Source organism: Paenibacillus sp. Mc5Re-14 (genome assembly GCF_001049835.1).
Taxonomy (GTDB): Bacteria; Bacillota; Bacilli; order Paenibacillales; family Paenibacillaceae; genus Paenibacillus; species Paenibacillus polymyxa_C.
On sequence record NZ_CVPD01000001.1, the window covers coordinates 238,348 to 251,098 of the forward strand.

Annotated in this window: 12 protein-coding genes and 1 pseudogene; 2 read left to right on the forward strand and 11 right to left on the reverse strand. The window is 43.6% G+C overall.

What is annotated here, in order from left to right:
* Nucleotides 1-80: 80 nt before the first annotated feature.
* Both BN1546_RS00910 and hrpB read right to left on the reverse strand, forming a co-directional pair.
* A complete protein-coding gene (locus BN1546_RS00910) occupies nt 81-665 on the reverse strand; it encodes a general stress protein (RefSeq protein WP_013370825.1) in 585 nt (194 codons plus the stop codon).
* A gap of 119 nt (nt 666-784) precedes the next feature.
* A complete protein-coding gene (gene hrpB, locus BN1546_RS00915; protein ID WP_090735397.1) occupies nt 785-3,313 on the reverse strand; it encodes an ATP-dependent helicase HrpB in 2,529 nt (842 codons plus the stop codon).
* Nucleotides 3,314-3,657: 344 nt separating this feature from the next.
* Between hrpB and gluQRS the strand changes: the two genes are divergently transcribed.
* A complete protein-coding gene (gluQRS, locus tag BN1546_RS00920; RefSeq protein ID WP_090735399.1) occupies nt 3,658-4,653 on the forward strand; it encodes a tRNA glutamyl-Q(34) synthetase GluQRS in 996 nt (331 codons plus the stop codon).
* A 64-nt stretch (nt 4,654-4,717) separates the two neighbouring features.
* On the opposite strand, the gene BN1546_RS00925 is transcribed toward gluQRS, so the two are convergent.
* The 8 genes and pseudogenes from BN1546_RS00925 to BN1546_RS00960 all read right to left on the reverse strand — a co-directional run bounded on the left by BN1546_RS00925 (nt 4,718) and on the right by BN1546_RS00960 (nt 10,811).
* Nucleotides 4,718-5,092, reverse strand: a complete 375-nt coding sequence (locus BN1546_RS00925) for a DnaJ family domain-containing protein (RefSeq protein WP_043885934.1) — start codon at nt 5,090-5,092, stop codon at nt 4,718-4,720.
* Nucleotides 5,093-5,207: 115 nt separating this feature from the next.
* Complete coding sequence (locus tag BN1546_RS00930; protein ID WP_025675050.1) at nt 5,208-5,402, reverse strand: Rha family transcriptional regulator; 195 nt, start codon at nt 5,400-5,402, stop codon at nt 5,208-5,210.
* A gap of 100 nt (nt 5,403-5,502) precedes the next feature.
* Nucleotides 5,503-5,670 carry an aspartyl-phosphate phosphatase Spo0E family protein gene (locus BN1546_RS00935; protein ID WP_013370820.1) on the reverse strand — a complete coding sequence of 56 codons (168 nt, stop codon included), beginning with the start codon at nt 5,668-5,670 and terminating at the stop codon, nt 5,503-5,505.
* Between the two features lie 303 nt (nt 5,671-5,973).
* Nucleotides 5,974-7,393: pseudogene (locus BN1546_RS00940) on the reverse strand (helix-turn-helix domain-containing protein).
* Nucleotides 7,394-7,722: 329 nt separating this feature from the next.
* Complete coding sequence (locus BN1546_RS00945) at nt 7,723-7,893, reverse strand: hypothetical protein (protein ID WP_013370816.1); 171 nt, start codon at nt 7,891-7,893, stop codon at nt 7,723-7,725.
* 88 nt (nt 7,894-7,981) lie between these two features.
* Entirely contained in the window at nt 7,982-8,866 is an 885-nt protein-coding gene (locus BN1546_RS00950; protein ID WP_058829528.1) for a TolB family protein, read from the reverse strand.
* 177 nt (nt 8,867-9,043) lie between these two features.
* Nucleotides 9,044-9,958, reverse strand: a complete 915-nt coding sequence (locus tag BN1546_RS00955) for a copper amine oxidase N-terminal domain-containing protein (RefSeq protein WP_013370814.1) — start codon at nt 9,956-9,958, stop codon at nt 9,044-9,046.
* Between the two features lie 196 nt (nt 9,959-10,154).
* Entirely contained in the window at nt 10,155-10,811 is a 657-nt protein-coding gene (locus BN1546_RS00960; protein WP_253806484.1) for a copper amine oxidase N-terminal domain-containing protein, read from the reverse strand.
* Nucleotides 10,812-11,153: 342 nt separating this feature from the next.
* Between BN1546_RS00960 and BN1546_RS00965 the strand changes: the two genes are divergently transcribed.
* Nucleotides 11,154-11,636, forward strand: a complete 483-nt coding sequence (locus BN1546_RS00965; RefSeq protein ID WP_058829527.1) for a hypothetical protein — start codon at nt 11,154-11,156, stop codon at nt 11,634-11,636.
* 194 nt (nt 11,637-11,830) lie between these two features.
* On the opposite strand, the gene BN1546_RS00970 is transcribed toward BN1546_RS00965, so the two are convergent.
* Entirely contained in the window at nt 11,831-12,712 is an 882-nt protein-coding gene (locus BN1546_RS00970) for a copper amine oxidase N-terminal domain-containing protein (protein ID WP_013370811.1), read from the reverse strand.
* Nucleotides 12,713-12,751 lie beyond the last annotated feature (39 nt).

The following is a 12,751-nucleotide window of genomic DNA, read 5'->3' on the forward strand; positions in this document are numbered from 1 at the left end:
GAGACTGCTGCTTTAGAAAACCTATAAAAGAGGACGGAGCCAAATTATTGTAAATTACGTTTCCACCAGCCATGTGATGGTTACAGGTTCCTTCTAGTATCTGTGTACGCATCTGTCCGCGTATCCGCCACCGTATCATCATATGTTCTGTAACGATCCGCATTCAGAGAACGGTTGGTGCGGAAAATATCATATACATCCCGGTGGTGATCAGCGGAATCTACCAGAACCAAAATCTTGCCCTGATCGACGTATGTCTCGTATTGACGAGCATCATCTTCTGGAATGCCCAGTCCAACCAGTCCACCGACCAAGCCACCTGCTCCCGCTCCGACAGCTGCTCCCGTAAGGGTAGCCGCGATAGGTCCAGCAGCAAGAATAGGTCCAATACCCGGAATCGCCAGAGCCCCGATGCCTGCCAGCAAGCCAGCGACGCCGCCTACAACACCGCCGGTAGCCGCTCCTGTAGCCACGCCCTCTGGTGCTTTGGTGCCTGTCTCCTCACTAATCGTCCTGAGGTCGTCACGGTCACGTGTAATCACAGAAATTTCACTGCTTGGGATTCCTTTGCTCTGCAATTGTCCAATCGCACGAGATGCTTCTTGCTCGGTATCAAAAACACCAACAATTTTCTTTTCATTATAATCGTTTAAGTTATTAGCCATGATAGTTACCTCCCAATATGTTGTTGTTGAGTGGTTCGTTTTTTTATTACCCCACTATCCTGACGTTTAAACGATTTTACAAAATTCGCAATGATGTCTACTTCAAGTTCGGCTTCCGATCATCGCTTAGGTTTTGCTCTGTTAGTCGCCACAGCTTCTAGTGGATCATCCGGCCAATAATGCTTGGGATATCTGCCTTTTAGGTCCTTTTTAACTTCAAAATAAGTCTCGCTCCAGAAGCTGGACAGGTCAGATGTCACTTGCACAGATCGCTGGGCAGGTGATAATAGATGCAGCACAATCGGCACACGTCCGCGTCCAATACGGGGCGTATCCTTCATGCCAAACAGTTCTTGTAGTCTCACTGCCAGTGCAGGAGCCTCAGGTTGCGAATAATCGACAGGAATACGTGAACCACTGGGTACACGTATATGCGTCGGTGCTTCCTGTTCGAGCTGTTGCCGCTGTTCCCAATTCAACCTGCCGAGCAGCAATTCGCTACCATCCAGCCGTTGCAGATCGGTTATATTTTTGGCTCCAAGCGCAAAAGGCAGGAGCCACGACTCCAGTGAATCCAACAGCGCGGATTCTGAACTGTCTGGCCATTCCTCAGGTGCTGAGAAGTGCATAAAAATCAAACGTGCCTGCAACTGAAGAGTTGGCCGATTCCAGGACAGCAGTTTGAGACCACGTTCCCGGACACCCTGCATTAAGGCAGCCGCGATTTCCTCTGCCGGAGGTCGCTCGTAAGACGTCTCCTTTAAGATGAGCGAGCCCAGCCGAATTACCTTGCGGGCTCTCACGGCTGAAACGGAGCTATCCCAATATACATTGGCTTGTTCCAGCAGTAAATCGCTGCAATGCTGGATCAGCTCTTGCAGTTCAATCGGTGCCGCCAACTGAATGGCACCATCTGCTCCCTCGTCGTCTACTTCGGCGGCGACGAGATAGGGCGAACGCGACATCCACTCCACTTGTCGGAGTCGCGCCCCCCGGCCGCCGCTGAGTAAAAAGCGGCCATCCCCTCTGCCCTGCGCGATCCGATCTGGATACGCGAAGGCCAGCAGCAGCCCGCAGGCCGCGGAGCCGTCAGGCTCGTCCTGCGCTACGGCTGCGTCCGGCAGCGTGACTAGCAGCTGCCGACTCTCCTGCACGATACGTCGAATCACCGTATCGTCTGCCGCCCCCAGCAAGCTATGCGTACTGCGGGCGTGAGCCGCCTCGCGCAGAGCATCCAGCCGCGGGCGCAAATCCGTTCCGCCATGAGCACGGAACGGGTCCCGCTCTTGCAGCAGCGCCGCCAGACGGCTGGCAGTCGGAGCCAAGCCAAGGGCTGCTGCGCGCAGCAGCATGTGCCCGAGGCGCGGGTGGGTGCCCAAGGCGGATACCTCGCGCCCATGCGCGGTAATGCCGCCTGCTGTACCATCGGCCGCGGCCTCCAGGCAGCCAAGCTGACGCAGCAGACCTGTGGCCTGACGGTATGCCGCCTCAGGCGGGGCATCCAGCCAAGCCAGTTCGGCGGGTTCTTGCACGCCCCAGGTCGCCAGCTCCAGTGCGAGCGGTGCCAGATCCGCCACCGTGATTTCCGGGCGGCTGGCATCTGGGAGCGCGGTATGCTCCTGCGCGCTCCACAGCCGATAGCACACGCCCGGCTGGAGACGGCCCGCCCGTCCGCGCCGCTGGTCGGCGGAGGCCTTGGACACCTTGACGGTGGTCAAACGGCTCATGCCGGTACGCGGGGAAAATACCGATTCCCGTGACAGTCCGCTATCAATTACCACCGTGATCCCGGCGATGGTCAAGCTGGATTCGGCAATTGAGGTGGCCAATACCACCTTTCGGCTGCCCGGAACCGACGGGCGTAGTGCCTCGTCCTGCTGCTCCAGCTTCATGCTGCCATACAGTGGAATGATTTTGACGTAGGCCGGTACATTTCTGGACGTCAGCTCTCGTTCCGTTCTATGAATTTCTCTAGCCCCTGGTAAAAACACCAACAGATCGCCTTCATGAGCATGAAGCGCCTTTTCTACGATCTCCGCTGCAAAGGATTCTAATGAGGTTGACGAAGGCTTGGGCATATGCAAGGTTTCTACCGGAAACACGGTACCTGGACATTCCAGTAAGGGTGCATCTCCTAACAATCTGCATACAGGCTCTGCCTCCAGGGTGGCAGACATGATTAATATTTTCAAATCCGGTCGCAGCAGCGCCTGGCTTTGCAGGGCAAGTGCCAAGCCCAAATCTGCATGCAGGCTGCGCTCGTGATACTCATCAAAAATAATCAGACCGACTCCCTCCAAAGCCTGATCATGTTGCAGCATCCGGGTCAGCACACCCTCCGTAACCACTTCAATCCGCGTGCTTGGCCCTATCTTGGTATCCATACGAACGCGGTAACCCACGGTCTTCCCGGTGGACTCACCCAGTGCTTTCGCCATTTGTGCTGCTGCCGCACGTGCTGCCAAACGCCGCGGCTCCAGCATGATTATCTTTTGCCCCGCCAGCCACGGCTCATGCAACAGTTCTAATGGTGTTACTGTTGTTTTCCCCGCTCCCGGCTGTGCAATCAGTACCGCCGCTGAATGGGATAGTAACGCATGTTTAAGCTCGGGGATGACTTGCATAATAGGCAACTGTTTATCTGTCAATGAAATCTCTCCAATGATACGCTTGTGGCGTAGAATCTAAGTTTGAATTCCTTTATTATTGTGAATTTTTCACTACCTGTAATTATTGAAAAACGAGTAAAAAATGTTAAGCTGGTTCCCAGTGCAGGGATTTCACCTCGACCTGTTGGGCCTAAGTTTTCTAAATCTATTATACAGATATTTAAATTTCCCGTCTGGTCATCGCAAGTATGCATACTTTCTGGTGCTAGCTCCTATACCTGTCGAGATGCACTCGCGCCAAGATCGTTTTATAATATGGTTAATAAGGATTGCTGAAGGACGGAATATAGAAACACGGGATACAGAATCGAGGTAACTTTCGTATGGAATTACAAACTCAACCCATTAGAGGACGTTTTGCCCCAACACCATCGGGATGGATACACTTAGGAAACGCTCGCACCGCCTTATTATCCTGGCTGCATGTTCGTTCCCTGGGCGGAACCTATATTTTACGTATGGAAGATATTGATATGACGCGAGTTCGCAGCACATTGGCGCAAGAAATAATGGAGGATTTGCGCTGGATCGGGTTGGATTGGGACGAAGGACCCGATATTGGCGGTCCCTACGGTCCTTACACTCAAAGCCAGCGGCTGGAACGCTTCCAATTTGCATTGGAGAAACTTCAGGGGCAAGATTTACTGTATCCTTGTTTTTGCAGTCGGGCAGACATTATGGCTGCCGCCCATGCTCCGCACGGACTGTCTGGTGAAGGACCCGCATATTCAGGGGCATGTCGTAATCTTAGCTCTCGTGAAGCCCTGGCTAAAGCACAGCATAAACTCCCTTCACTTCGTTTTAAAGTACCGCAACATCCAGATGCTATTATTTCTTTTCATGATCAGGTAGCTGGTCACGTATCCTTCGGCGCGGCGGAGGGGGGCGATTTTATTATCAAACGGGCAGACGGCATGTTTTCCTATCAGCTTGCCGTCGTCATCGATGATGCGGATATGCATATGACCGATGTGCTGCGTGGATATGATCTTCTTGATTCGACTCCCCGTCAGCTATTGTTATACCAAGCCCTGGGCTTGCAGCCGCCGCGTTTTGCACATGTTCCCCTTGTCTTGGGTCCGGATGGACGAAGACTGGCCAAGCGACATGGTGGCGTAGCACTCCGAGCCATGCGTCGGCAAGGAGTTACACCGGAAGCCGTCATTGGCTGGCTCGCCTACTTTTCCGGGCTGCTGGATACTCCCGAGCCTGTGAAGGCTGTGGATTTAATCGATGGCTTTCATTTGGACAAACTGCCCAAAGAACCCGTCATCCTAACGAAGCAATGCCTCATGAAATTATCTGCACTGCAACGGTAATGGGACAAAGCACGGAAAGCAAAATGTACGGGCAAGGGCACTCCGCCCTTTGCTCCTCTCACTTCTATTCCTCCAGTCGCTGACGCACAGCAGACTCATATTCATAAAATACAGACGACGTATTCAGCCCTCTTTCCTCCAGCAGCATCCGAAGACGAAGCGATTTTTCAGTCAGCCTGCGACTGATCCGCTGTTGCTCTCCTGCCTCATGACATGCGTGAAGCAAATCACGTAGCTGGACACATTCCTTTTGCAGCTGTAGCTCTTCTGGTAAAATGCCAGCATTTTTCAACAGCTTATATGACATCCGAAGCTCTTCTGGCACATGTGACAAATCCTCAATCACCAGTGGCTTGCCCGCTCCCGGCAAATGATCAAATTCGCCTTTGGCCATCGCCTCGGCAATCTTCTGCTCTGCCATTCTAGAGAACATTTTCATCCACTCCTTGTATTAAGCATCCTATGTACAATCTATATTAAATAAACCTGGATTCCTTTGCCACTGTAGCTTACATATTATGAGGTTGTCCTGTATTCCTGTAGGAGAGTGATGGTTATTCTTCGATCCCAAGCAACTGACACACTTGTTTTCTATATTTTTTGGCCTTGCGTGTTCCATGAATGAGATTGGACAGGCGGCTAGCAGGAATATGATAGGTGTCACAAAAAGTTCTCTGGTCCATTTGAATTTCAACTAGCTTTTGTTTGATTTTCCAGCCCAAAGGGGTTACAGGATTTCGTTTGTTCAACAGCGCTACCACCTCTTCATAGTATAGAATTTAGGATCTTTATTGGAGTTTGGAGATTGGAGTTCGTCTTCCTTTAAAATGCATCATGCACACACATTAGCTAAGATTTCATTTTGCAGGTTTGGTATTGATTCAATAGTTCATCCAGTTTCATAGATTGTTCAATTACTCTAGGATGCGTTAAAAACCCATACTTTTTCTGCACTTGGTACAGTCTTTTTCTGGCCCGTTCGACACGAAGTAAAGTCACACCTGGATTCATCAGCATGATTCCCCCTTCTGTGTCATATTCTAATGCAAAACGTAAATTTTTGGATTTTTTTAAAATACGCTTAACAAAAAAAGTGCTTCTGGAATATTCCAGAGGCACTTTTTGTCGGTATATGTTTATTTTTAGTTGGTTTCAAGTTGTTCACAGGGTAGTTTCAATCAACAACACCACCCATTAACAAAAAAGTTTAGTGAGTGTTAATTCTTATTTTACCTTTAAGCACCTCCAATAGTATCGTTAAGCTGAATAATATGGTGTTGGTTATAATCATGATTAGGTACAGCCACGATAAATAAAAAGCTAGCTGCGACGATCAGAAGAACCATTTTTCTTAACATTGTCTAACCACACCTTTTCAATGAAATTTAAAAACTGCGTCTTTGTATCATGTGCTGCATTCATTCTGAAATGTAAGAATAATCCCATGCAGTTTATAAAATAAGTTTCATTATTTATTATATGTGACTTTAGCATTGCATACATCAAGTGTTTAAAACCATCGTTATACCTCCCTTGATGCAAATAGTAATAAGCTAACTCGTATCCAAGACGTGCAAACTGTTCTGGTATCACTTGTTGGGTATACATATCAGATGACGGATTGTGTTGGGCAAATAAGTCAATTTTCTTTTTAAACCTTCGAAGTATATGATCTACATCTATACTATACTGGTTTGCCGCCGACATAACATTCAACACTTTTGTAACCATTTCTTTTTCAGAAGCATCTGGCGATGCAGCAATATATTCAACATAATTGTTTAGTACACTTATATCTCCAGATAATAGTTTATAGGTGTAGATATTACCTTCTGCCCAATCTTGAAACTGTTTAATCCAATGCAGAGTATCCTCGTCAGTCTCTTTGACCCAATCTAAATTAGCGTAGGCGTATGTATATTCTAATGCCTGCTCATAATCGCCTTCGGCCTCATATACACTGGCACACAGTAAATCAGAATATGTAATGTACACAAACAATGGACGGTTCAGCCTCTTTTCAATTTCCGTAGGCTTTCGTTTTTTCTGCTGATGCTCCAATGTGTATTGGATTTCAGCTTTATCTTTCATTTTGCGAGCAATCACATCAAGCCTGTCCCATAAACGCAAAGAACGATACACATTCGCCAAATCCTTTAAGGCATCAAGCTGATCTATTTCATCCAGTCGTTCCACGAAAGGTTCAAATAATGTCGCTGCCTTGAGATTAAGACCTTGATCGTCTCCAACTTGAATCGTAAATATGCGATATTGACATATGGCCAAGCGTTCAGAATGCTGATATTTCTCCACTTCTGCGACATTCTCATAAAGCAGCAGCGCAGCAGCATGTCTTCCCTGTTCAAATAATTCTTCTGCAATATCAAATAGTCTGGACGCATACAGCGGATTGTCCATAATATGACCAACCATTCGACGGATTGCATCCAGCTTGTCCAACTCCGCACAACGATACAATAATGGCTCGATTCGCCTAAAATTCGGAGAAAGTTCAATGATATAATTTTCTATGTATAGATCGTAAAAATAGCCTTCTGGAAAATCCATAGCCACAGTAATTCGGTCTAGCTGCTGGACAGAAACAGGACGATGCTGAGTAATCCAATTACTAAGCGTTCTTTGATGAACCCCTGAATATTCGGCAAATTGACTCAACGTCATATCATTTTGTTTTAAATAATCCTCAAACTCCGCTGAACCTCGTAGGTGTATGCTTCAAGTCATAACCACCCTTCACATAAAAATTCCATTTTTTAAAAAATCACCCTCTATTCTTCTCCAAAATTAACCATCTGTCAATATATTATGCAACTAATGTTTATAACGAAAATTAAGCATATCTTACACATATTGAGACAGGTTAGACGAACGACATCCTGAAATGATTGGATTGATCCAAGTAAAAGGTTCAATGAGTTGACATGACTAATTCATTTCCCCATGTGCAGTCCCACCAGCAATGATATAGAGGTCACATGCAGAAACTCACGAGACCTTTTAATCAAATGAAAATCCCCTGATTTTGATGTAATCAAGGGATACATAGGTTCATTTTTCTTGCTTTGATAATGCCAAGTTGATTATTGCTCCAGTCACAATTCCTGTCAGAATTGCATAGATACCCATAGCGCTCATCTTATATCCCAAAGCGTAAAATACCCCTATAACTATTGCGTAGTTCAATAGAATCGTTGCATAACGTTTTAGAACCTTACTCATGGAAATCCTCATAAGCAACTCCCACCTTAATTTATACTTCAACCATTATAAATGTTTGGTGTCAATTATCAACATTGTATATGTCCAATCAAAATTCCGATGTTAATTCAGCTAGCTTCTGTTCATCGTTCTTAGATAAAGCCCCACTTTCTAAAATGGATTTTTTTGTTTCCGAGTAAGTATAGAGTATTGCTTGTGGAGAATCGTCACCTTTACTAACAAAGTCAAAGCTTTTCCCATCTTTATGCCAAACTATAGAGGAGATCAGTGTAAAATCCTTATCGGACACATGCGTATAGCTCTTACGCTCTACATCGTATACTCCGATATAACTTGAACCTAGATCACCGATTCCAAACGCAATCTTTTTTCCATCTGGTGACCAATTATATGCATCAATCTTTTCACTTCCTGCTCCGTCACTATTCATCTCAAACATGTTTACAATAGTTTGAGCCCCCTCAGATAAATTAATTAGAACAAGTCTACTCCCCTCATGATCGCTTACATGGAGAGCTACCTGGTTGTTTATGGATAAGGAAAGTGAATTAACTCTCAAAGGTCGTGGGTTGAGCTTGATAAGTTGCTCTCCGCGCTTACTTTTTATTTTCATAGAATCCACAACTTCATTGGCTTCGGCGGCTTCTTCCCCCTTAGCCTTAGTTAATTTTGCGGTAAAAGTAACATCTTTATTTTTCCATACAATCTGTTTTCCCGAAACTACAACCTTAAATTTATCTTGATTATTATAATACTGTGAATAATCTACAGAATTCATCTTTTTGTCAGTTGCTTTAGATGTTTCTATAGTTACTTTTTCTTCAACTTCTTTTACACCTTCCTTTGTGTTGTTAACCTCAATATTTTTCACTTCGTTCTGAGGCAGTTGTTGATTTGAACTTGCATTACCACTGCACCCTGAAATGGCCAACACCATTATTGCACCTACAGTCATTATCTGCGCGGATTTCATATATTCCTCCTTAGTATACAACGTGTCGTTATTCCTACGTCACTTGTATATGTAATATATTAAAGGTAAAGTACTAGTCAACTGTACATATAATCAAGTAATATACTTTACAATCAGTCCTCCCTTTCCTTTCTGTCTAAAAAAAGAATTGCATGTATCCATTCTGACAATTATCTTTTATAGTTGTTCTTCTTCTGGGATAGAGAAAAACATTTGCTTTGCTTGATCTTCGGTTGCTTCACCTAGAAGAGTTTTTTTACCAGTTTTATCAATAGTCCCGAACGTGGTGCCGCCCGGAACACTATAGTTATAATAAATGAACCCTTTTGGGATCATCGGCATTTTGCCGCTTTGTTCAATAATTTTGTTGTTGAGGAAAGGCAGACTTGCATTTTTGGCTTCCTGTTGCAGATTCAGCCTTGCAGACCAGAGGAGTTCTACATGTGTGTCAATGATACGATAGTAATTCACAATGTCCATATGTTGTTCAAAAAATTCACTGGATTGTTTTTTTGGGAAGTAGCGAATATAAGCCATACTATCCCCTTCTTCACCTGACAGTACATTAACTTTGACAATACGTGGAAGACTGTATGCACTATGACGAACTACAGAAATATCACTAGATTGGATTTCTTTCAGTATATCTTCTGTCGGTTTAACTACGTAAACTGTACGATCTGGAGCATTCCAGTACACTTGAGAACCGGACGCATTTGCAATGAAACGTAGCGGCACCATAACACGACCATTTTTCATTACAGAAGAGATAGACAGTGTTACTTTTGCACCACCTACCATTGCCTCTTTTTTGCCAGCCACCAGTGTTGATTTTGTTCCGTTATTATCTACAGTTACCATTTTAGAAGTATTATCCCAGTTGATCGTTACACCTGGAATCGATTTTATCATATTCAATGCCACCAACGTGGAACCATTCTCAATATATGGCTCTGCATCTCCTGACACAGGCTTGTTATTTATCTGTACAATAATCGACTTGGAAGCCGCCGCAGAAACACCAGAAACACAGCTTGCAAGTACGCTAAAAGATATTGCAGATGCAAAAGCCGCTCTTGAAAATTTATTCATGATTTGATTAGCCACCTCAATAATATGTTTTTGCAGCCTTCCAAACTAAGCTGAACTTTATAGACTTTAAATAAATCGAATAGAATTAGCTATTAATAGGTTGGACAATATCTGTATAGGATTTCGCCTTTGCAGTGAGATCCTTTTGTTGACCTTATCATCTTTGTATACAGCTTTGATATTCCCCTTATCATCATTAAACATCCACTCCATCTTTAACTTCAACTACCGTATTACCAACATTGTTTCCATACATGTATCTGGAAGAATCCCCTCTTGGAAAAATGTAGGTGTATTCTTTGTTAGCCCCCGGTTTTTCTAAAGAAGAAAGCGATTTGAAAGAAAATTGAACCGGTAGCGAGATGGCAGCCTGACGAGCTGCTTGTAAATCTTCAGCCTGTAAGTTCTCTTGGTCCACTTTATAATTACTGTCTTGAATAAACAAAATGGACCGAAGCTTCTCATAGCTTGCCTTGTATCCAAAATTCTCCAAAACAAAACGAATAGGTACCAAGATCCTTCCCTGAATCATTTGGACAGGGACATCAACCTGGACTGCTTTGTTATTTTTGAATGCTTCTTTTTCGTTGGCCGTCAGCTTAATTTGATCTTTATCTTTTGTGATGAGAGCAGATTGACTTTTATTATCCCATTGATAAGTTACCCCAAGTGAAGCAAGCGTGCGTATAGGGACCAACACACGCCCGTCCTTAATAATAGGTGAAACATCGGTTGCTATAAACTTTCCATTCACATTCACCGCGTTAACGGATTTCGGATTGGCGGCATCAGCAATCGCCCAGGTTTGAAACGTAAGTACGAAGAAAAACACAAACACAATAACCTTTTTCAAGATAAATTACCTCCTTTTTCAATAACTTTCCTTACATAAGACGTATGAATTATCCTAAAATTCTTATCTATGCCAATTTCCATGAGCTACATTCAAATGCTTTTGCCTTACGCTCCGTTAGTGCGCCCAAACACGGGACAGGAACTTAGAACACCTAAGTTAGCCCTTCCTCGGTCTCGCAACCTCGCTCCTTCCTTGACAGCCAGCTGCTGGTTTGATTGAAATGGCCTATGCTACGATACAATTTGCAAAGTTGCTGAGTTTATTCTCTAACTTTATATGATTTAAGTGTATTTCATGGTAAAATTAACAAGTATTATAGCTATATAGGAGGATTTGTTTATGAAGAAATCCATTTACCTTCTAACATCCACAATATTGTTAACAACAGCTATAAGTTGTTCCAATCAAAAACCAGCAATTTCCACGAAAAATTCACAACAGAAAACATACAATCCAATTACTCAAGAAAATAAAAATGATACTGAGATTCTAAATGTTACACAGATTGCTACGGAATTTAAACAAACCGAATTTGAAGTAAGTGATTATAATAAATCGATTACACCGAATTGGATAAAACAAAGAAAAGGTAAATTGGAACCACTAATGACAACAAATTTTTTAAAAAAACAAGTCGATAATCGCAAAATCGCTCTTCCTCTGGAAATCGCTTCGCTTGAGAAAACCACTTTATCAATTGAAGACCTTCAATTTCAAGAGAAAAGTGTAACCAAAAAAAACATTGACTTAACAAATTCTGCAACTCTTATGTTGAAGGATAAAATAAAAAAATCCCCTTGGAAGGCCAACTCATTTTTTTAAAAGAGAATGGCACGTGGAAGGTCAATAACGACATTTATAATGCAGATAAGTTTCAAGAAGTTTTAGATAAGCATAAGCGGAAATAAAGATGGGACTTTTATAATCTTCAGTTTTGGCGCTAGTTTTAAGCCACAAGCGAGACAAAGGACGTCACTAGTACACTAGGTCGTCCTTAGATGAAGTTGAATCATACTCTATTTCATTCGATCTTTCCTTACTTCACCGGAAATAGGTACAATAATATCCGCTAATCCCGTAGTATTTTTAGGCAAAACTTGCGTTACTGGCTTCTCGGTCCCCACTTTACCATATGTGACACTATGATCCACACGTTCTTGTAAAAAATAATATTGTGTTTTGTCTTCCGATGGATGCTTTCCTTTTTCTTTCATTTTCTTTCTCGAATCTTCTTCTACACCTTCCCAAACTAAATGTTTAACATCATCCTTAATTTCATAGTAAGTATATAAATTACCAACAACATAATAATATCTCAATGCTTCTCCTTCAGGAAAGATATACTGATAATAAACACCCTCCTCGGTATTATGAAGCGTATTTTCATCATTCGAAGGAAGGTCTACAGCGATTTTACGTGCCGCCACCAAATCCGTACCTTGATACAGCTTCTTATATGTTTCTACTTGATCAGCACTCCGGATAATGACAGTATTTTTGTCCGCTTTCCACTCCACCTCTGCTTTAAAGGCTTCGCTGATAAAACGCAAAGGCACAACAACGCGATTCTTGTTTAATTGAGCAGGCACGTCCAAAGTAAGTGTTTTTTCTCCATAAGAAGCTTCTTTTTGGCCGATCGTAAGCACAAGTTTCTCTTTCACCCCAGGAGCATTGACAGTCACCGTCTTCTTGTCCGCGTTCCAGACTAAATTAAGCTTTAGTGGCTTCAATGAAGCCAAAGAAACCATAGTTCTCCCTGCGACAGAAACAGGGGGAGCATCTGAATGTACCACCTCACTATTTATGACCAATTGAATCGACGGTGCAGCAGAAAGCGGGATAGCAAATGTTAAGAGCATGCTTAAAGTAAGCATAGATGAAAGAAAGATATTTTTCATACCCAACTAGCCTCCAAATTTGAAATTCATGCTTATATT